This is a genomic window from Chitinophaga tropicalis, assembly GCF_009758205.1.
Taxonomy (GTDB): Bacteria; Bacteroidota; Bacteroidia; order Chitinophagales; family Chitinophagaceae; genus Chitinophaga; species Chitinophaga tropicalis.
The window spans coordinates 46,733-69,252 of record NZ_WRXN01000005.1; the positions used below are offsets into that span (position 1 = coordinate 46,733).

General features: G+C 45.1%; 13 protein-coding genes. 1 reads left to right on the top strand and 12 read right to left on the bottom strand.

Features of this window, described 5'->3' with window-relative positions; genetic code table 11:
* Positions 1-9: 9 nt before the first annotated feature.
* The 7 genes from GO493_RS12790 to GO493_RS12820 all read right to left on the bottom strand — a co-directional run bounded on the left by GO493_RS12790 (position 10) and on the right by GO493_RS12820 (position 11,811).
* Complete coding sequence (locus GO493_RS12790; RefSeq protein ID WP_157306571.1) at positions 10-4,308, bottom strand: DUF6443 domain-containing protein; 4,299 nt, start codon at positions 4,306-4,308, stop codon at positions 10-12.
* Between the two features lie 17 nt (positions 4,309-4,325).
* Positions 4,326-7,214: an RHS repeat domain-containing protein gene (locus tag GO493_RS12795; RefSeq protein ID WP_157306572.1), complete on the bottom strand. Its 2,889-nt coding sequence runs from the start codon at positions 7,212-7,214 to the stop codon at positions 4,326-4,328.
* Between the two features lie 423 nt (positions 7,215-7,637).
* The gene (locus GO493_RS12800) at positions 7,638-8,399 is read right to left on the bottom strand and encodes a helix-turn-helix domain-containing protein (RefSeq protein WP_157306573.1); all 762 of its coding nucleotides are present in this window, start codon (positions 8,397-8,399) and stop codon (positions 7,638-7,640) included.
* 36 nt (positions 8,400-8,435) lie between these two features.
* Positions 8,436-8,741: a DUF3817 domain-containing protein gene (locus tag GO493_RS12805; protein ID WP_157306574.1), complete on the bottom strand. Its 306-nt coding sequence runs from the start codon at positions 8,739-8,741 to the stop codon at positions 8,436-8,438.
* Positions 8,742-8,743: 2 nt separating this feature from the next.
* Positions 8,744-9,208, bottom strand: a complete 465-nt coding sequence (locus GO493_RS12810) for a hypothetical protein (protein WP_157306575.1) — start codon at positions 9,206-9,208, stop codon at positions 8,744-8,746.
* An 86-nt stretch (positions 9,209-9,294) separates the two neighbouring features.
* Positions 9,295-10,209 (bottom strand): AraC family transcriptional regulator, encoded by a 915-nt coding sequence (locus tag GO493_RS12815; protein ID WP_157306576.1) that lies wholly within the window; start codon positions 10,207-10,209, stop codon positions 9,295-9,297.
* Between the two features lie 6 nt (positions 10,210-10,215).
* On the bottom strand, positions 10,216-11,811 hold the full coding sequence (locus tag GO493_RS12820) for a Na+/H+ antiporter (RefSeq protein WP_157306577.1): 1,596 nt from the start codon (positions 11,809-11,811) through the stop codon (positions 10,216-10,218).
* Between the two features lie 88 nt (positions 11,812-11,899).
* On the opposite strand from GO493_RS12820, the gene GO493_RS12825 reads away from it, so the two are divergent.
* Positions 11,900-13,927, top strand: a complete 2,028-nt coding sequence (locus tag GO493_RS12825; RefSeq protein WP_232538831.1) for a M3 family metallopeptidase — start codon at positions 11,900-11,902, stop codon at positions 13,925-13,927.
* A 31-nt stretch (positions 13,928-13,958) separates the two neighbouring features.
* Here GO493_RS12825 and GO493_RS12830 read toward each other — a convergent pair whose 3' ends face one another.
* From GO493_RS12830 to GO493_RS12850, 5 genes are all read right to left on the bottom strand, one after another.
* Positions 13,959-15,500, bottom strand: coding sequence for a T9SS type B sorting domain-containing protein (locus tag GO493_RS12830; RefSeq protein ID WP_157306579.1), 1,542 nt, complete (start codon positions 15,498-15,500; stop codon positions 13,959-13,961).
* A gap of 223 nt (positions 15,501-15,723) precedes the next feature.
* On the bottom strand, positions 15,724-16,323 hold the full coding sequence (locus GO493_RS12835) for a GNAT family N-acetyltransferase (protein WP_157306580.1): 600 nt from the start codon (positions 16,321-16,323) through the stop codon (positions 15,724-15,726).
* A gap of 11 nt (positions 16,324-16,334) precedes the next feature.
* Positions 16,335-19,016: a YfhO family protein gene (locus GO493_RS12840; protein ID WP_157306581.1), complete on the bottom strand. Its 2,682-nt coding sequence runs from the start codon at positions 19,014-19,016 to the stop codon at positions 16,335-16,337.
* A gap of 225 nt (positions 19,017-19,241) precedes the next feature.
* Positions 19,242-20,924 carry a cytochrome-c peroxidase gene (locus GO493_RS12845; protein ID WP_198315702.1) on the bottom strand — a complete coding sequence of 561 codons (1,683 nt, stop codon included), beginning with the start codon at positions 20,922-20,924 and terminating at the stop codon, positions 19,242-19,244.
* 4 nt (positions 20,925-20,928) lie between these two features.
* Entirely contained in the window at positions 20,929-22,494 is a 1,566-nt protein-coding gene (locus tag GO493_RS12850) for a purple acid phosphatase family protein (RefSeq protein ID WP_157306582.1), read from the bottom strand.
* Positions 22,495-22,520: the final 26 nt, after the last annotated feature.

Here is a 22,520-nt window from a genome sequence, read left to right on the forward strand (position 1 = left end):
CATTAATAATCAACTTCCTTTTGCCTTGCGACTATGATTTTCTCCAGTATTATCCATCTTTCTCTTCTCATGATTAACCGTTCTTTCAAGTTTATCTAGCTCCTTCTTATCCTCTTTGGTTTTGTTAGGCTTCGAGTTTAAAGCGTCGTACTCTTTTTTCGCTCTCTCATATCGCTCCCGTGCTGACTCTCTGGCCTTTTGATTTGCATGTTGCCCATTTTTACCTCCGCCATGTCTTTCTTTTGCAGCTTCTTGCTTCACAGGTCCTTTTTCTGAAGACTTATCCAATCTACCAGGAATTGGCAATGGCATATCCACGTCAGCTGGCGCCTTCCCAACTGGTATTTCTCTCTTTACAGCCGTATTGTCTACGGGCGCTGGATTACTATTAGGTTTACCAGCATCAGCACCTTCTATGGCACCTTCGTTTAATACTCTCATAACCGTTACAACAGTTGCGCCAGTCTTATAGACCCGATAAGCACTCCAACCTATCTCTAAAGTTTCTATAACGAAGGGGATTACCGGACATACTGGGCATCTTCCGTCAGGATCGTTGTAACGTATCGGATTATTGTAAGAGAATTGATAAGGAGTAAATATCTCCTGCCCTTCTACTTCCATCCAAGGGTCTATTTGGTGAAATCTTCCTATTTGTTGATCATAAATCCTCGCATTAAAATCATACCAATCTAACCCTTTCTCTATAAATTCCTTTGACTGCAATTCGTTACCGTTGTACTTCTTCCTATTCTCCAAATACCCTTCCCCTTTCAAAGCATTCGCACTTATTCCTGCCATCGTCAATCCAAACGGGTAATAGTGCGTCTCCTCTAATAATGGACCATTATTATGCGACACAACCAGGTTATCAAAGAACACATCTTCTCCGCTCTCATTGCTCGTGTAAATATATAAAAATCCACTCTTCTTAATAACGGTTCTATCTACTGATAATGTCTGTAACTCATCAGGGCTTCCTTGTACCTGCTTAACACCGCTGTTTTCATTAACTATCCGGAACTGATCATCAAACAACGCATAATTGAGATAGGCTTTGGGCTTGTCGGTCAGATTCTGGGAAGGATCAGAAGTTTTTAATGCCGTATAATCGCTACTTGTGAAGTTGGAAGCGATAGGCGAATTACTTCCTGTCGCGGCATGTGCACCATCATTTACATTTTCCCCACTGAAAGCAGAAATGATCGCAGACAGCATGTTTTCAGGAGTGGTATTAGATGTACTGGTGCCCGCGCTTTTATAGAATGCTTTTACTCCCAGCTGAACCGTATCTCCTGCCATTACACGTAAAACAAGAGAAGGACCTATTTTTGAACCGTTTACAGCATTGAGGCGGGCAACAAACGTATTAGGATCTGTAGTAGCATCAGCAGGATAACCTACGGGCAATGCCTGCCGGGTTACATCTACATTGCTAAATAAAGCATTTTCTTTTTCAGCAACAGCCGTTTCCATAGTCGCTGCATAAACGCTGGCATCTGTTTGCGTCCCCAACACTACGCGTACATTACCAAGATGATCTTTCTCAAAGTAATCATAAGCATAGCTCACGGACTGACCAGATTTATATACAGGACGAATACGTCCTTCCTCGTGACCTGCAAATTCCAAACTGTCCTGACGATAAACAAATCCTCCCAGATAGTCGGTAACCGTTATTCTGGCAGGAGATATAGTATTATCTATCACTGTTTTCTTCATCTTATTGCCAGTGGCATCATATACATAGCTGATTGTACCTTTACCAGTGATAGTGATCAGGGAAGGCAGGTTTAGATGATTATAAATGATTGAACTAATACCTTTATTCTGATCGCTTACTAGATTACCATTAGCATCATAGCTGTAATCATTACCAATATTAGTACCATTGTTAAAATCTCCCAGCTTAGCCACCACTGTATTAACCGGATCTGATACTGACAGTAATTTATTACTGTTTGCCTGATAAGAATAGCCAAGCTGATCGATAGTAGTAATTGCTGTCCCCACCATCCCTTTCTGAGTCATGGAATTAATATTGCCATTGGCGTCATACAACAGGTTACTTACCGAAAAGTCTACTTTATCTCTTGTCCAGGTAGTACTACCATTATTCTGCTGAGTAAAATCTGCTATTGTAAGACGATTCCCTTTATCATAGCTGTATCCATAAGCCCGGCTTACTCCATCACCCTTAGACTTCCACTTGATTCCGGATATATTCCCATTATATTGGTTAGTAGTAAATCCCTGATCATAATTCAGTTCCTGTCCAAACCAGTTAAAATTGCCATTGGCAGTATTTACATAAGCCTTGTTAATACCAGATATCCATCCACGGATATTGTAAGTATAAGTTATTGAATCAAGCTGCGTATCAGCACCGGTCACACCAAGGCGTTTCTGTTTCAGCTGGCCTAATTCATCATAACTATTAGCCACAATTACCTGTTCCGGTTCATCATTTACCTTCTTCTTCACCTGGACCAACCTCCCGGCAGCATCATATAAATTTGAAGTTAACACACCGATTCCAGGTGTCAGGACGCTACGAGGATTCTTATGGTTCACATAATTGCTTAAAACCTTACCATTAAAGTCATAAAGGCTGGTTATTACGTCGCGGCCACCAACGTTATTTTCACTAACTACCTGGATAACACGCCCTTTATCATCATAATAAGAGCTTGTTGTCAGCCATTGATCAGTTCCCAGAACACGTACTTTAGTACCAGTAACCAATCCTGATGTCATATTACCTGGCGTACCGGGCAATGGCTCCGCATACGGATTTCCTCCTGCCTGTGGTTTACTGATATCACCACTTTCAAAAGGAAGCCTGCCTGTATAATTATAATTATCATAATAGGTATATGTCAATGGTATGAGATCTGATGAAGCAATTCCAGGTAAAGGATTTGTTGCAGTTATTGTTGAAGATCCCGAAGTGCCTCCCGGTTCTATATTTGCATCAAAGTTGGCATTCTCACCTGAATCAAATACTTCTATGAAGTTTATGCTTTGAGTAGCTGCAAACTTGTTCTCTCCCGTATACCTGTCAACATATAAATCTGACTTAGCAGGGAAATCATACGTTATTGTTCCGTTTGAAGATGAAGTATTCATACTTTGCTGTAATACCTCCCGTGTACTGCCTGATTTATAAATCGCCGTCATAACAGGGCGGTTCAGCTCATCATAGAATGTAGCCAGCCACTCTGGTGTAGATTTAGAGCGCTGTACTGCATCCTGTATGAATACCAACCTGTCTCTGACATCATACACCATATAAACAGGCCCAGCCCCGGGCACTTGTTTCACTACCATCCGGTTGCGACCATCATAGCGATAACTGAAACAGAGTTCAGCAGCAATATCTGAGCTGACAGTCCAATCTGAAGATATCAGTTGAACAGCTTTAGGAGGAATGACAAACCGCAGATTGTCCAGATCATCATATACGTAGTAAGTACATAACCAACCTACATGCGCCTCTCCGGGAGTTTCTGCTAACTGGGTCTTTTTCAAGACAATATGATCTTCATTATCTTTATATTCTACTATTTTATTTCCTGCTTCATCTATCGTTACATTCTTAAATAATCTTCCCGCTGCATATATCCTTCCGCTAATACTGGTGGGAATATCTCCGTCAATACTGATATTCCAGATACGCACTGAGTCTGCGGCGGTATTGACCAGATATTGATTCTGCACCGGTCTATTCGCTCCTTCTTTAGCCCAGCTGTTTCCCGGTGCAAAAGACTTTAGTACCCTGTTCAAAGGGGATGCCTCAAATTCGGCCTGGCTATAGTAAATACTTTCTCCAACCGTCCCGAGGTTCAGGTTGGCATTCTTATAAAATTGAGATTGCGCATTAAAAGGATTCTGTTTAAAACCACCATCATTTACATTATCAGCCTGAGGTACAAATGGCAGGTATTTAAATTGTTCCCTTCCATAGACGTCATAAATAACAGGAGTTACAAGATCGCTGCCATTAGGGCTGATGCCTTTATTAACCGTCTGTATAGGTCTTCCTAGACCATCGATATATTGAGTACTCTGCTTTACTTCACTTAACGTTCTCCCTGTTGCAGTAACAGTGCCTATGTCGGCAGACGGCATACTGGGCTCCCATGAGCGTATATAATTAAGAGTGGTACCTGTATAAGAAGAAGGAATGGTAACTGGTGTTGCGCTCACAGGATTCCCTGTACTTGCAGGTGTTACCTGCGCATACAAATGATACTGCATAAATAAACTGAGGGCGAACAACCATTTATAGGGATTTATTCTTTGCATTAGTATCAATTTAGAGGTCAATTAACAGAAAAAGGATACTGGTACCTGTAGTCATTCACTTTAAGGATCTTGCCATTCTGATCACGGACTACATTGAGTCTTCCCATGTTGTCATATTCATAAAAGATTGTTCTACCGGCGGGATCTGTTGTACTGGTTGGTCCAACCAGATCTTTATAAGTATAAGTTATAACCTGCGCCGAAGGCAGGCCGGTGCGTATTTTTTGTAATTCCGTCCTCAGGGTTTGGTCATCGGATGGATTGTCAAGAACTCCCTGGTTAACAAGAGAAATGACTGCAGAATAGGAAGCTCCCACCACTTTGGCAACCGGGTAACGGCTGTTATATCCCCATAGATAAACCTCATGGACATCATTGGATTTTGACTGTTCCAGCAGTTTACCCTTATTATCATAGCTATAGAAAATATATCCCATTTCAACCGGATTGGCGGCTATCTGTAATTTCTGTGATTGAGGTAATACAAGTCCATTCGGGAATACCTGATAACTCGTCCACATATGGTAAGTCTGGGTACCTCCTACTTTTACACTTTGTTCCATAACCGGGGCTATAATATGCTTACTTACCAATGCCTGCCGGGCAGTTTCTTCAGTGCCCGTGTAAGTGACATCCTGTGGATAATAGCTTTCGACACTTTCCAGGTCTCCGGCGCTTTTCAGTTTGGTAGTTGCCGTCAGCTCCGCATGATCTTTATTCCCATAGGTAAAAACGGCAACATCTTCCTGGTACTGTTGTCCATCACTCGTATAGGTCAATGTTCTTGTGCTATCCACGTATATCCATTTAGGGAAATAGGAATAGGCCAGCAGATCAAAAGCTTCAAAATCGGAGGATTCTACAGGAGTATGGAAACAGGTCTGTTCCCGGCGTTTATTTACAACATATCCCCTGATTTCCTGATTAATACGGGTATCTTCTTTATAATGATTAAATACTTTCTGAACAGATTTTGTCTGTCCGCCTTCTATACGGAAGGTATGGGTTATTGTTTCCAGTCCATTCTTCCAGCTATAGCCGGTAAATGGTGCTGATGGAATATAATTTCCCAATACGCTGTTCCCTGGAATATCAGGAGCAATGACATAAGTATGGTTTGTTCCACCGTTTTCAAAATTCTCACCTTCCGACTCAGTAACATAACTATAAGATACCGGTGACTGAGCATAAGTATAAATATTATTAATGGAGCTGGAAAACAGTGAATAATAGTAACAATGAGAAAATTCGCAACCAGGGATGGAGCCAGAACATGGTTGCTGCAGATCCATATACTGATCGTACGAAGGCTCGAAGATCGTTCCACCGGACGAAATTCCCTGATCAGTTTCAGTACCATACAGGTATTTCTTCACCTTATTAGTACCGGAAAGATGGTCTTTTGTGATAACTTTTTCCACCCGCATACCTCCTGCATCAAGATTTCCCTGCCGGTAAGTCTTATTTCCAGGAATATATGAGAAATCTGCGTAGCTGGTCACTGGCAGGCCATTAGAAACGACATCTACTCTATAGGTGTTTCCAGTCACAAAGTCAAGCACCTTATTAAAGCTCTCACCCGGCCGTAAAGTAATACTGTAAACAGTTGCGCTATTGGTTACATCAACAACTGTAACTGAAGACAGGTGATGCCTGTCATCATATTCATAACCGGCATCCGGATTAAAAGAACACCATCCCTGAATACGAACCTCCTGCGTAATAGCCACGGGCATATCGGGAGATGATCTTTTCACCATACTAAAATTCAGATTTCCTGTTCCTCCAATGCTATAAACAATCGGTGCAGGAGTAACTTCATAGGTTTTATATACCATATTACTGCCATAAATGATGCTGTCACTACCTCCTGTAGGATAAATAATCTTCGACAGCATCCCATTAGCTGCGTAGGCCGGATTAATTTCCCTGTTTGCGGTTGCAGAAGGAAACCTATCCTGCATGGATGGAAAGGATGGTTTGGGGATAAATGTTGTATTATTCTGCCCATTGAAATACCCATAATGATCCTGGGCAAAGCTCAACCTGGGCGCTACATTATTTAAATTCAGGTAACTAAAGCCATATACTTTCTGGTCAGCTATACTATTGCCATATTCTGCTAACTGGCTTAAAAATGGCCGGTAGCGATAAGACGAATCACCATTATAGCTATTTAAATAAGAAGAGTTGAAAGAATAGCTATATGAAAGCTCAAAAGTCTTCAGGGCGGTACTCACCCCAGCAGAGAAGAACTCTATTTTAGACAAAAGCCTGTCAGCAACATCCTTTCTGTTGATATATGTAAACTTCAATCTGGCTCCGCCTGTACTTCTAATCTCCTTCAGAAGTGCCATATTTGAAGTAAGCGCCACTAAACATGTTGTGTTTGGAATTGTACCGCATGCGACCATTGATCCATTACATACATCCTGAAAGTCAGATTTAGCATACATTGTCTGACTGATACCGGTTGTATAAGTCATGCCCACCCTGGAATAATCAAAATAGACGGTATCGTTATTGGGATGAATGATCTTAGCAAGATACCAGGCAGTTACAGATCCGCTTGGGAAGCTTTTCCCGCAACCCGTTCCAAATGTTGTTTTGTGGGATTGATCTCTTGCCGAATCACCTCCAAAATAGTACTGGATACCCTCCGGATCTGTGATTTTCCAGTTAAGAACATTTTCGGCTCCAATATCTCTTTCCACCTTCAATGCAGAATAACTCAGCAGCACCGGACTTCTATTCTCATCGAGAATGAATTTCCCAGAATACTTCCCAAAATTGAAGCTGAATACATCCGGCTCTGCATCGTAATTGGCCCTATTAGGGTCATCACCAAGAGCTGTAAGAAAATCCAGTAAGCTTTGATCTCTGGCAGGAAAAGTAGATGAAGGCAATAAGCGCTGTACAGCCCAATAGTAAAAGTGTCCGAAAAAACCGCATTATAAGTTCATTTATGGTAAAGGGTTATCTTAACCGGCAAAGGCTTCTGGTATAGACGACAGATTCAAACTTATTCAATCAGATTTCTAGTTTAACAACATCGTTACGAACTTCTCTATATACATCCTAAAAATTGTCCAGCTATTAAAGATTATTGGTGGCAAAATGATTATTGACATAAAAATATAGCCGGGTAAAGTAGGTGTGGGAACAAATACGATAACAAGGCTATAAGGTCATCTCTTGCATTACACTAGACAAAAATAGCATTCGGACACGGCTATACTAATAACATTTTCGTGTTACGAATCAATGATTGTAAAATAAGTCAGGAAATAAAAGTAGTCTTTCTTTGAGATCTGTTGACCGGGATAAAATCACCAGAAGTTGGGAGACTGGTAAAACTCTCCGGGAGTTTTTCCGGTAAAGGCTTTGAAATCCTTTATGAAATGCGCCTGGTCAAAATACCCTGCTGCATATGCTTTCTCTGTAAAAGATGCTGCCGGCTGGGTTATAATATTTCTTAAACGGGTAATAGTGGAGAACTGTTTGGGAGTAGCGCCTACTATACGGCGGAAGCGCTTTTCAAACGGGTCCTGGCTGATATGCAGTTCTTTCAGCAATGATTTCATTCTGAGGTCGCCTCCTGCGCTTTGGATCTGTATGATGGCATGTTCTATCAGTGCGTCCGGCTGAAATTCACGTTTTTCGTTCAACAGGAAATTTTCCATTATGGCAATCCGTGCTTCATTATTACCTGCTTCTTCCAGGCGGGCAATGACCGTTTCCAGTTTATGAGCAGGTATCAGCTGCTCCAGCGGTACATTGCTGCCAAACACTTTGTTCATCGGCTCCCTGAAAAAAGCGGCCGCTCCATTCTCCCGGAATACCACCAGTAAGTTTGCGGTATTATCATCATAAAGGATACTACGGTGTGTTTTTCTTAGCCCTGTCAGCGCTGCGGCAGGGAAAATACCTTTAACCCCGTCAGCCAGCCAGCTTACCTTCCCCTTGTACCTGAATGCCATCACTATACCGGTATCGGGCACTACATAGTTGGTCCTGCTCTCATCACATTCAATGATCATGAAAGTTTTGATGAAAGGCCGTAAGGCAGGGGCAGGAAGGTAGCGTTCCATTTTCATAATTTAAAAATACGCCACCTTCCTGGTTTTTCAATCCATCTTTCTCAAGATCCTGTAATCAATGTAAAAGGTACCGAAAGGGATCATACAGGCTACTAATACTTTCCATGTTATCTCAGAAAACCTCCATTTGTACTCTATACCAACACTCAACGTATTGATCACGAAGACCACAAAGAAGAAACCGTGCACGGGGCCCAGCATTTTTACCAGGGAAGGATCGCCGAAAGCGTATTTACGGGGCACAGCAATACCCAGTAGTAATAACAGTGAAATGCCTTCCAGAAAACCGATCAGTCTTAACCGGCCAACTTTAGTATTTAAAAAACGTAACATGATTAAAATGATCTTAAATATGGCCTGTGCGCCAGTGGCGAAAAAGGCCAGGGTATGGCAATAAAAATTATCAGCAGGGCAATTCCGAAAAGGATGGTCATGGTCCTGAATTTCTTACTATCTCCTTCCGCACGTTTAGCTGCGGAGGAACCTATTGTGATGATGACAACGGATAAGGTCATCAGCAGGATATGTATCAGGCCGAAAAACAGGTAATCTCCCTGCCTGACGGCTTCATGGTAATTAGTCCTGAAATAAGCGATAACGGGGCTTTTGAAATACAGTACATAACCCAGCGCCAGCTGTACATGTGCGATAGTAGCGGTGAGGTGCCTTACTGTATTATCAGTTGCGGTAAAAGCAGCGTGGTTGTACCAACCTCTTATACCACGATAAAGGGCATACGTAAGGCTTAGCAGGACCAGCCACCTGAAAACAGCATGAGAGAATAAAAGAAAAAAATACATACTTTAAAATTGCGGAGCAGGTTTACATTTTACACTGCAAAGCTCCGCCTAAATAGAACCGGCTGTTAGGACAAACAAAGCTACCTTTAGGACATTTCAATCATCTTCCTGAATTCTGAGGGAGTGATGCCTTCATACTTCCTGAATAACCGTGTGAAGTAGGACTGATCTTCAAAACCTACCTGTATAGCTACTTCGCTGATAGGGAAATTACTCTGGTTCAACAGTACTTTTGCTTCCAGCACTATTGCTTCATCGATCCATTTTGTAGGAGATCTTTCTGTGACGGCCTTCACCGTTTTATTGAGATGATTGGGAGAAATATTCAGCATGGCTGCATAATCGGTTACCAGGTGCCTGGTCCTTATATTGGAGAAGACAAGTTCGCGGAATTTAATCGCGATATTCTCTGCAGCCGTATACCTGCTGCCGGACACAGGCTGATAGGCCCTGTTCACTTCGCAGAGCATTGCTATAAAATAGGGCTGCAGGATATCGAGGTTGCGGACGCCGTTCTCCTGGTATTCTGCCAGCAGTCGTTCAAACACCTGTAATATATACCGGGAAGCTTTTTTACCAGGCAATATCTTCGGGTTTCCCCATACGCGTAAAAATTCAAATTCTTTCAGGAGGCCGCTGTTGCCATATTTTCCCAGCAACATGTTATCATGAAAGTTGCAGAAAAAGCCTTTGTTCACATCGTTCTCTTTAAAGGAAAATACCTGTCCTGCCGGGACGAACAGCAGCTCATCCTTCCCAACCCTATAAGTCTCGCTGCCAATTTTCATGATGGCTTCTCCGGCGGTAAGATACAGACAGGAATGCGTGACGGAGCGGGATGCAGGCACTGCCTTTTTCACATGCCTGTACATGTCTTCCAGCCTGGTTACCAGGAATTTCCGGAGATCGCCCTTCAATAAGGCTTCCAGTTCTTTGGAAGGCATGAACTTACTGGTAAAGGCCTTTGCATCATACACGGTTATTTCGTTCTTTCCAGCCATAATACTTTAATGCAGATGATTTTCCAGTTTTTCTTCCTCCATATCCAGCATGGAGAAATGTTTCCTGATGATCTCTTCATCAAATTCTGCTTTCCGGTTCATTCTCTTCAGCAGATCGCGCTGAGCTGCCAGCACTTCCTGGAATATGTTCCGGTAGCGGCTGATAGACTGGTGTACATCAGGATCGCTGGTGAAGTGCTCCAGGAATACCTGTTTACTTTCCAGGCCGTTTTTCATCTGTATTAACAGCTCGTTGGTATCTACTTCATCACTATAGCGTTCACTCAGCAGTTCCAGGGCTGTTTTAGCAAGCTTTTTACGGATGAGTGTATCCTGTTCCAGTTCGGATAAAGGAGAGTCTTCTGCGTGTGGTTTAAGCCAGCGAACCATCAGGGGGAGTGTTAAGCCCTGGAAAACAAGTGTTACCAGTATCACCACAAAAGTGATGAACAGGATCAGGTTTCTCTGGGGGAATGGCTGGGTGCCATTAATATACAGAGGGATAGATAAAGCGGCAGCCAGGGACACCACTCCTCTCATCCCGGCCCAGCCGAACAGCAGCGGCATACGCCAGCCGGGGTTACTATCTGCCGTTGTTATGACATTGCTGATCACACGGGTAAATAGGGATGCACCCAGTGTACAGAGAAGACGGGAAACGATCACTACCAGTGTAATGATCAAACTGTATTTAATAGCATCAGACAGAGAAGTATCTCCCAGTTGTTCTACTATTACCGGCAGCTCCAGTCCTATCAGCATAAATATGACGCCGTTCAGCACAAAGCCGACGGCGGCCCATACGTTGACGCTTTGCATACGGCTTCGATGGCTCAGCATATCATGGCTTTTGCCGGACAGGAACAAACCTCCGCACACTACTGCCAGTACACCGGAGAAATGGAACTGTTCTGCCGTAATGTACATGACATAAGGCGCAATGAATGTGAGCACTGTATCGATACTGGGAGTAGTAGGCAGCCAGCGGTGAATGGCATAGAATACCAGTGCTATGGCCAGTCCCGTCAGGATACCCATGATGATCACGATAAAGAAGCTGGCGGCTGCAGCCTGGAAGGTGAAGCTTCCTGTAATGACCGTGGCCAGGGCAAAACGGAATACGATCAGGCTGGATGCATCGTTCAGCAGGCTCTCTCCTTCTACTATACTTATCAACCTTTTAGGGACGTCCAGCCCTTTAAGTACAGTAGTGGCAGATACTGCATCCGGCGGAGAAATGATACCGCCCAGCAGGAAGCCCAGCGCCAGCGTAAAACCGGGGATAATGCTACTGGATACCCAGGCTATTACACAGGAGGTAAGCAATACTATCAGGAATGCAAAAGAACTTACCACGCGCCTCCATTTCCACAGTTCTTTCCAGGAGGTGTACCAGGCTGCTTCATACAATAAGGGAGGTAGAAAGATCAGGAAGATCAGCTCCGGGTTTATTGAAATGGCAGGTAAACCGGGGATGAAGCTCAGTACCAATCCGCCGAGGACCAGCACAATAGGATACGATATCCTGAGCCGTTGTGCCAGCATGACAAGCAACAGGATAACAAATAACAGTCCGATGTAGATGACGAGGGTGTAATGCATATGGCTCTAAAATAATATTTTTATTCCTGTTGGGATTGCATTGAGGGCTGATATGTTATCTTTGGTAAAACCGTTTCTACTTCATCAGATGATAAATCCACTTTTACAGGAATTCAAAACGCCTTATGGCGCACCTCCTTTCAAAGAGATATTACCTGCACATTTCAAGCCTGCTTATGAAGCGGCTATGCAGGAACAGTACCAACATATAAAAGCGATCAATACATCTTCGGAAGCTCCTTCTTTCGAAAACACTATTGTAGCCTTTGAAAGCAGCGGCAGCTTCCTGCGCCGTATCAGGACCATTTTCGGCAACCTGGCGGGGGCCAATACCTCTGCAGAAATAGAGGATATTGCCCGGGATATGGCGCCTGTACTGGCACAACATGATGATGATATTTACCTGGACACAGCCCTCTTCAACAGGATCCAAACCCTTTATGAGCGGCGGGAACAGCTTCAGCTGGATACGGCAGCGTACCGGCTGCTGGAAAAGACGTATAAGGACTTTGTGCGTAGTGGCGCCGGGCTTGATGATAACAAGAAGGCAACACTACGGGAGATCAATAAAGAGCTTTCCCTGCTCACCGTGCGTTTTGGACAGAACCTGCTGGCGGAGACCAACAATTTTGAGCTGCTTATCAGTAAGGAAACAGATCTGGCCGGTTTACCGGACTCTCTCAGGGATGCAGCCGCTATTTCTGCCAGGGAAGCAGGACATGAGGGGCAATGGCGTTTTACCCTGCATAACGCCAGCATAATGCCGTTCCTGCAATACAGCGAACAGCGGCAGTTGCGGGAACATATGTACAAAGCATATATTAACCGCTGTAATCATGATGACGAACGTGATAATAAGGCTATTGTAGCACGTATAGCCTCCCTGAGGGCATCCCGTGCAGCACTGCTGGGATATAGCTCACATGCCGCATTTATTCTGGAAGAGAATATGGCAAAAGATCCTGATGGAGCAAAACAACTGCTGGAACAACTATGGACGGCAGCATTGCCTATTGCCGGAAGGGAAGCGGAGGAAATGCAGCAGATCATGGATGACGGACAGCAGCTGGAAGCGTGGGACTGGGCTTTCTATGCAGATAAGGTTAGGAAGAAAAGATACAATTATGATGAAGAAGCTCTCCGGCCTTATTTTCAGCTGGAAAATGTGCGTGACGGTATCTTTGCCGTAGCCGGCAAACTGTACGGGCTTACTTTCTCCCTGTTGCAGGATATTCCTGTCTACCATGAAGATGTACTGGCTTATAAAGTGAGTGGTCCGGACGGGGCGCTGACGGGTATACTGTACCTGGACTTCCATCCCCGCAGTTCCAAACGCAGCGGCGCCTGGATGACCTCTTACCGTAAACAGTCCTTCAATAAAGAGGAACGTGTAGCGCCTATAATTTCTATCGTATGCAACTTCTCGCGGCCTACAGATAGAACTCCTGCCCTGCTTACGCCTGACGAAACGGAAACCTTCTTCCATGAATTTGGGCACGCGTTGCACGGACTGCTATCACAGGTAAAATATGAAACGTTGTCGGGTACCAGCGTTCCGCGTGACTTTGTAGAGCTTCCTTCCCAGATCATGGAACACTGGGCATTTGAGCAGGAGGTATTATCGCTTTATGCGAAGCATTATAAAACGGGCGAGATCGTTCCTGCGGCACTCATCGCCAAAATGAAAGAAGCTTCGAAGTTCAACCAGGGCTTTGCAACGGTAGAATATCTTGCTGCTTCTTTCCTTGATATGGATTATCATACACTACCTGCCGGAGCAGCAGTAGAGCCGCTGGCATTTGAACAGGAGAAGATGCAGGCGATAGGGCTCATTGCGCAGATCGCCCCCAGGTACCGCAGCACTTACTTCCAGCATATCTTCTATGGTGGTTATTCAGCGGGCTATTACAGCTATATATGGTCTGAAGTGCTGGATTGCGATGCCTATGCTGCATTTAAGGAAGCGGGCAGCATCTTTGATAAGAACACGGCTACCTCTTTCCGCACAAACATACTGGAGAAAGGGGGTACAGAAGAACCGATGACCTTATACAAGGCTTTCCGTAAAAGGGAGCCGGATGTAAAATACCTGCTGGAAGAAAGAGGTTTGAATTAATAAACAAAAGGGGCTGACAGATCAGCCCCTTTTATCTTATCAGCAGGATGCTTCCCTGCTGCTGCATTGGTTGATGAGCATGATCTTCATAGGTGATTGTCCACAGATAAGTACCCGGATCTAACCTTATACCTTTCCGTTCTCCGTTCCATCCCTGCTTCGGGTCAGTGCTCTGATATACCAGCTGTCCCCAGCGGTTATAAATGGACATCCTGAAATTGTTCACCACATCATACATCTTTACACGGAACACATCGTTTTGTCCATTCCCGTCAGGGCTGAATGCAGTAGGTACATATACTGCACACCGGGCGTCACTTTCGGGTACAGGTTCAGCGCCTGTTATATAACAGTCATGGCTGTCTGTTATTTGATAATTGTACGTACCTGCAGCCAGCTGGCGGATAGTACTGTCCGGTTGCCTCACACTTCCGGGTATGCTATAGGTGTAGGGAGGCGTACCTCCTTTTACGGTGAAAATGAGCGCTGCATCATTAGCTCCTATGCAACTCATCTTTTTCACCTCCAGGCCGTTCAATATCAGTGCCGGTGGATCGCTGATCTCTATGGCAGGCATTTTATACTCGCATCCGTGAGCATCCTGCATAATGATATTGTATGTGCCTGCGTAAAGGTTACCTATCTCCGGCTGCATTCGTCCTTCTTTCTCTCCGTTAATGAAATAGGTATAAGGAGAAGAACCTCCGCTGGGTTGCATAATAATGCTGTTGCTGTTGTCTCCGAAGCATCCGGGAGTTACGACTTCTGCTGTAGCGGAAAGATCTGTAGTGGTGATGGTGATATCTCTTTTAACGCTGGCATTGTTGGCAGCGTATACCGTAACAGAATAATTGCCGGGCGCCAGTCCGCTGATATTGTCTGCTGTAGATCCTCCTGGTAGCCACTCATAGCGGTATGGCTGTGTGGCGCCTGTTGCCAGGACCTTTATAGCGCCATTGTTGCTGTTTGGGCAGGTATGTTGTATATCCAGCGTTACCACCGGTACTTCTTTCAGGCTATCAGACAAATGATCGATGCCCAGGGCGATACCATCTGCCGTTTCACAGGCATCCCGTACATCTCCTCCGAAGACAATATACTCATATGTTCCTTTCGGAGTAAATTCAGCGGTATAGCGTTTCCATTCCATATGATCAAACGGGCCGGATTGCCAGAGCAGTTCAAGTGTATCGTTTACCTTATGACCACCATAAATAGCCAGTGCGCCGTAACAGGTTGCGGTATCATAACCGCGGGCAAAGGAAAGATCGAATGAGATAGTATACCTGTTACCGGCTTTCATAGGTGTGGTAAGCAGCTGGCAGATAGCTTCCAGCCAGTTCCTGCCTCCGCGGAAACCTACATAGCTGTTGCCGTGAGATGGTGGAAAGGTTACACCGGTAATACCGGGCTGGATATCAGGAGTGGATGAGGTGACGATCCATTGGCTGGGGGCACGGTACTGTGCCGGCATTCCTTCAAGGGAAGCATTGCGTATCACTATGTCCTGGGCATGGGTGCAGGTGAAACATAGTAACAGACAAAGACATAGGTAACCGGCCTTCAGGTACATAGGTTATTGGGTCTCAGCAGGTATTTGATACCAGGTTAATTATAGTGGCAAAGCTACGGTTATTTGATGTTTTTTCATAATAAGTAAGATTGGTAGTTTATTAGTTTGGGGATTATTTAAGGGGAGGAAACTGCTAAAAAAAAGTCGATTTTGCCTTCGGCAAAATCGACTTTTTTTTAGAGGTGAGGGCAGACCTGCGGTCTGCTAAAAATTTAAACGGGCGTCAGGAAAGTTTAGTTTGCAATTTATCTTTCAGTCCTTCCAGCCACTCATCTTTCAATATACTGAGTATAATAGAGTCTCTTCTGCCGCCGCCATGTTTGGGTGTGTGGCTGCGTAATACCCCTTCTACGGTACAGCCTATGCTTTTCATAGCGGCGATGCTTTTCTCATTTGAATTATCAGCCCTGAACTCTACTCTTTCCATTCCCAGCTGTTCGAAAGCAAGCTGCAACAGGAGGAATTTACAATGCTTATTTAATCCTGTTCCCTGGAACTGTTTGCCGTACCAGGTGTATCCAAGCTGTAATGTGCTGTAGGACAGCTGTATATCATAAAAACGTGTACTGCCGGCGTATGCCTGCTGTTTTTTATCATACACAATGAAGGGATATTCCCTGCCTGCTTCCCTGGCGCTGACAGCAGTGTTAATATACTGCTGCATTCCTTCTATACCCACAGGTTGGGCCAGAGAGTATTTCCAAATATCCGGCTCTGAAATTGTAAATGGACCAAGGTATTCAACGTCAGTAGTTTCCAGGGGACGAAGCAATACATGTTCATCCTCTAAAATGATCTTTTCTGTGAAATTAAGTTGGGCCATGTTATTCTATCTTATGCCGTTTTACGCTGTTGTTTCCAGAAAATGAAGATGCTTGCTGCAATGGACAACCACAGCAGCACATTTGCAATGTATACCAGTTTCTGACCAGTATAGAATGCTGTTGGTTCAAATTTAAATTCTATGGTATGCTGTCCGGCAGGTACTGATATACCGCGCAGAATATAGTTTGCGCTGGCATAAGCAGTTTTCTTTCCGTCTATATAGGCGTTCCATCCTGCAGGATAATATACTTCGCTCAACACGGCAAACTGGTTGCTGGCGGCGTTTGTAGCATATTTGATATCGTCGTTATCATAACTTACCAGTTTAATGCTGGCAGCAGAGTCAAACACTGGCTCAGGCGCAGCTGCTTTAAAGGAAGCGTCGACGATCGCGGTATCTTTCGGGTTGAAATCTGAAAGTGATTTAATAGTTTCTACCGGGCCGTTGGTATACCTGATATTCTTCACGAACCAGCATGCACCCAGGGCGTCCGGGTTACGTTGTACGGCAGCTCCTGCAGGCTGTCCTTCCTGTCTGGAAGGAGTGATCACGTAACGTGTGTCCAGCATGTTGAGCACATTCATATTTAACCCACCATCTTTCCGGGAGAACTGGTTTTCCAGGACATCCTGGTAGATGCGCAGTTTGGCGGCATGATATCCGCCTACGGAACGGTGGTGGTAGGAAGTCACGGCATCTGTGAAAGGATCGCCGGAAGCGAGGTTTAAGACCCTGTAGTGAGCGTCTTTGTCCTGCAGGATCTGCTGATCTGCCGTTGTAAATGCGAAGTTGTTTGACTGGTAGCTCAGCTCGTCCTGGTAATTCTCTTTGTTCAGGTATTTGTTGGCCTGTATCAGCAGGTCTGCCATATTCACGAAAATGAATACTGCCAGTATTACTGTAGGTTTAACAGTATTGCGCTGGTAAAGGAATAATGCGATGAGCACCAGCAGGCCTATCCACAATGCATGTCCCAGGCCGGCAATGAACATTGCTTTCCTGTCTTCTTTCATGCCGCTGATGATGGTATGAGCCAGCTCTTCGCCAGCCTGCTGTGCATATGCCTGTACTATCTGTCCGTCAATACTTCCGGAAAAGTCATTGAACAGGTAAACCAGCAGTGCTACGCCAAACAGGCCGCCGGCTGCATATAATACGTTCTTAAAGTTCTTTTTCAGGTTTTCCATACCATCGGGCTCAAAGAAGATGCGCTGTAACCCGATAGTGGCCATCAGCGGCAGTAACAGCTGAGGGATGATCAATGCCATGGAAGGCGCCCTGAATTTATTGTACATAGGAAGATAGTCGAACAGGATCTTGTTGAACTCAATGAAATAGCTACCCCATGCTATAAAGATGGTAAAAACAGTAGCTGCCAGTATCCACCACCTGGAAACACCTCTTGTGACAGCAAACCCAATAACAGCCAGGAAACAGATCAGTGCACCGCTGTAGGGAGGACCTGAAGTAAACGGTGAGATACCACCCCAATATTTTGGCAGATTGGCTGCCAGCTGGGAAGCGGGACCTTCCGGAACGTTCTTCGCTGTGAGTGCGGAGATCACTTTTGAATCAGGGTCCAGGTGCTGTGCAGAACTTGCACCATAAGCGTTGGGCATCATGAGTACCAGGGCCTCTCCCATTCCGAGGCTGTAGCTGAATGCATAGCTTTCATCCAGACCGGAGGTTTGAGCCTGTTTGGTATCTCCACCTGTCACATCTATCCCTTTACTACCGCGAATAGAGTATTTAGTGTATTCATAAGTAGTAAGCAGGCTGAGAGCGGAGTTGCCAATACCGATGAGGCCACCTAGTGCGGCCAGGGACAGGGCAATGAACATATGCCTGAACTCAAAATCCCGTTTCCGGCCTTTTGTTCTTATCAAAATCCAGATGAAGGCGATAACGAAAGCTACTATTACAAGCAATACATAATACAGCGGGCTTGCATCGCCGGAGGCTATTCTCCAGAATGCGAGCAGGATAATGACAGCCAGGGATATCAGTAACCTGGTTTTATCTTTCTGGTCCATTTTGCTGAAGCTGGGACCAACAATCCACTTGATAATATAAGCGACCGTCATGATACCCAGGGTCATCAGCAGGTAGTAAGTAACCTGCGGGTGCCCGGCGCCGATCTCCAGGGTGGCAAAGAGCGCGGTGACCATCAGGCCTATCACATATCTTTTACGATATAATAGCACCAGGCCGGCCATTAGTCCGGGCATATAGGAAATGGCAGCCATCTTGGTTTCATGACCTACCGAAATAATAATAGGATTATAAGTGGCATAGGCAAAACCCAGGGCGCCCAGAATGGCTACCCATACGTTCATACTATATGCCATACAAAGGATATAAAAACAGAGACATGCCATGAAAAAAGCTGCTGCGGGCTGGGGCAGGTAGAACTGCATCAGCCTCTGAAGGTTGGGCAACAACGAGTGTCCTTCCATCGCTATCAGGTAGTTAGGCATTCCACTGAAGGAATGGGTGTTCCATAAAGGGAAATGCCCATGTTGCGCTTTATAATTAAATGCATCCTGCGCTGTGCCCTTCCAGTGCACAATATCGGTTTGCTGCAATACTTTGCCTTCAAGCGCAGGACTGCAATATACCAGTGCCACAATAAGGAAAACAGCAATAGCGATCACATGAGGAATGATCTTTTTCCAGGAGAAACTGTTCATAGAACCTTTATGCTTTATTTAAAAAAATAATAGGAGGCAATTTAGTTTTAAATGTTAATCTTTCAAAGGATTATATAAAGGGTTGTTTATCAGTAAAAATTCTCTTCTTGAGGTACCGCTTGAGAAAATTGCTCAAAAACTGATGCTTTTTGCGCTGCGCACGGCTGATTTTTTTAATAATGGGATTGGGACGGCGGACGGCTAAAGAAACATTGTGAAAGCAGGCTACAGTTTATCTGTCAATGCTTCCATAAACGCTATCAATGCCTTCTTTTCATCTTCAGATAGCCCTAATGGCACTGCTGACAGGGTCTGGTTATGTACGGTCATGCCTAACCCGGCTCCTCCGCCTTTATCATAAAAATCTATCACCTTATCTATACTGCTGAATGCGCCATTATGCATATAAGGGGCTGTTACTGAAGTATTCCTGGCAGTTGGAGTTTTAAAGGCCCCTTCATAGAACTCAATCGGAAAGAATGCAGCCCGGCCTCTGTCGGCATCCGTTGCCGGGCGCCTGAAATCTTCATTGGCAGGGGTTCCCAATACTTCAAATTCTGTGCGGTTATATAATGGCGGGATCAACCCGTTAAACACCGGAGCGAAATGGCAGGTACCACATTGCGCTTTCCCCATAAAAACATTAAATCCTTTCTGCTGTTGCGGGGTCATTGCCCGCCTATCCCCTTCTATGTACCTGTCAAACGGGGAGCTGAACGGCGCCAGTGTACGAAGGTAGGCTGCCAGCGCCCCTGTTACCTGTGGTATGGAAAAGGGCTGCCTGTATTTGTGCTGCAAGCGGGCCAGTATGCTATCATCTATCGCATTCATTTCCTGCCGGCTATGCAGGACAGCCATTACCTGGTCATCCACGTTATGGGCACGCCCATCCCAGAACTGGGAGTATTGGTAACAGGAATAGAGTAGCCCGGGAGTATGCCGGGGTAAGAGGCTGTCGCTATCCAGGACTGTATTGCGGATAGCGCCGTCCGTAAAAAATGCTGATGGCTGGTGACAGCTGGCGCAACTGCGGCTGCCATTGCCGGAAAGCAGTTTCTCTGCAAAAAGTATTCTGCCCAGTTGTGTATCAGTATTATTGCTTCCCGGAAATGCCTGCCTATCCAGGAATGACCTGCTGAAAAGACGGGTATCGCCCATTAACCGTTGTAACGGTAAGGCATATTCCGTGAGGAAATGCAGACGGTCAAACGAATCGAAATCAGCACCGGCATCCAGGAAAGCGATCCCTTGCTTCATGTAGTAGTGGAGGCTATCGCCCACCATCAGGGTATCTATTGCCCGCATGGCGGCAGCTGCCTCCCTGATGCCGGTTTTCAGTAAAGGAGCATCATAGCCGCTGATATACAATGTCATTACGCGGATCAGTTCCTGCCGTATGCTTTCTTTTACCTGATGATCTGTTGCGGAAAAATTATAGAGCAGGGAAGGAAGATCGGAGGCTGATTCAGCCATTACCACCGCCTGGGCTTCCAGCGCTGTTTTATGGCGGAAAACGGCTGTGTCATACAATAGAGCTTCAATCTGCTGAAAACCTACCGGTTCTTCGTATTCCACAAAAGGCTCTTCTATTTCATATTTAGCGGGTGAATTGAAGACATATGCCTGTCCGGGGAAAAAGTATTCCAGGAAAAACGCCAGTTGTTTGTAGCTGATGCGGCAGTCTGCCAATGCCTCTTTTGCGTTCTGTATGGTTTGCAGATCTCCTGTATTCAGTTGCCGTATCCTTTCCTGCAACAGCAGCACTTTCTGCTCAAATACAGGCTGTACCCGTTTAAAATGTGCTATCGCTACATCGGTCATGGGCGCATGATCTTTTCCGGGAGAGCTCAGTCCTCCTGTCAGCAGTAAGGTTATCAACAATCCCGGAATGATCCACCAACGCCTCATAAGTCTATTTTGCTGCTATAACTGTAAATGTATCTTTCAGGCAACTTTCCTTGTCCTGTACCGTGTATTGTGATTTCCCTGCGCGCACTTTCACGGTAATGCTTCTGCCAGCCTGTTTTCCTTCACTCCACTCATAACTTCCTTCATAGGAAGCTGTCAGCGTTACATTACTGCCTTTCTTTGCAGTGATGACCTGTTGCCTGTTCACATCTTTCATCAGTGTGAAATGGTCCCTGATCACACCATCTGCACAGATCCATTTCAGGTCAAGCCTGTTTCCTCTTACTTCCAGCAGGGAGGCGCCACCTTCGGTTGCATTGGCATATTGCATGGCTGCATGGGGAAAGCTTTGCTGCGTACCGCCCAATTTCCCTGCTGATCCGCTGAGCACATATACCGTACCATGATTACTGCTATCCTTTACATAAGGGCAGGAGTTTTCACTGCCATCATACAAACCGGAAGAATTGCTCAGGTTGTGTTGTGCTGCGCTGAAAGTCTCTTCCTTGCCATAATGTCCCTGAATCAGTCTTGTACGCTCATAGTCGTGACTATGCCCGCATAATACCATATCTACACCATAACGTTCCAGTATGCGTATAAAGTTCTCCCTGATTTTTATCAGCTCCTGTTCCTGATCAGAATTATGTGAGCCCATTGTATATGGCGGATGATGCCAGTAAGCTATTACCCATTGCCTGTTCCGGTTGGCTTCCAGGTCTTTTTTGACCCATTGTACCTGCGGACCAGCTGTATCATATAACCGGTACTGCTGTTCTTCCTTGCCGTAAGAATCGAGCGAAAGAAAGTGAATGTTACCTATATTGAAAGAATAGAAGGCCTGGGTATTGGATGGTACACCACCGCTTTCTCCTTTAACCGGCATTGTGAAGTTCTGATAATAAGATACCTGGTGGGTACGCTGTGCGTATTCAATTGCGTTGGGGAAGTCCCTGTCATTGTAATCATGATTGCCCGGGCAGGGGAACACGGGGACCTGTTTCAGCAGATCATTTTTATAAACATTGAAGAAATTGGATTGATATTCTGCATCTGTTCCACTGTTGTAGGCATTATCTCCCAGCAGTATCCAGGCATCCATATAATTATTGCCCAGGTAGTTGAGCACTGATTGTTTTACGTTCCGCTGGTTTACGGAGTTGTTTCCACAATCTCCGAAAGCGCCTATCCGGTATACACCTTCTTTTCCTGCTTCCGGCAAGGTATAAAAGTAATTGCTGCTATCGCCCTGTAATACGCCGGTAAAGGTCTCTATTGAATAATAATATTTTGTATGGGGTTGTAATCCATCCAGGGACACGATATGTTCTGTTACCACTGCTGAATCATTTACTTCCTTCTCCCATTTTCCCGGTGTTGTTCCCAGGTGCACCCTGCTTCTGGCAGCTGTGGCGGTACGCCAGCGTACTGTTATACCTTTGGATGATGCTGCCTGCAGGTAAGGTCCGCGGATCAGCATTCCTTTTTCTTCTTCTCTTGATTGTGCTGTTACTGCTACACAGCCTGCCAGCAAAAGTACCGGCAGCAGACATGTACGGATAATTCCCATCTCGTTAATTTTTTGCGAAGTAGCTA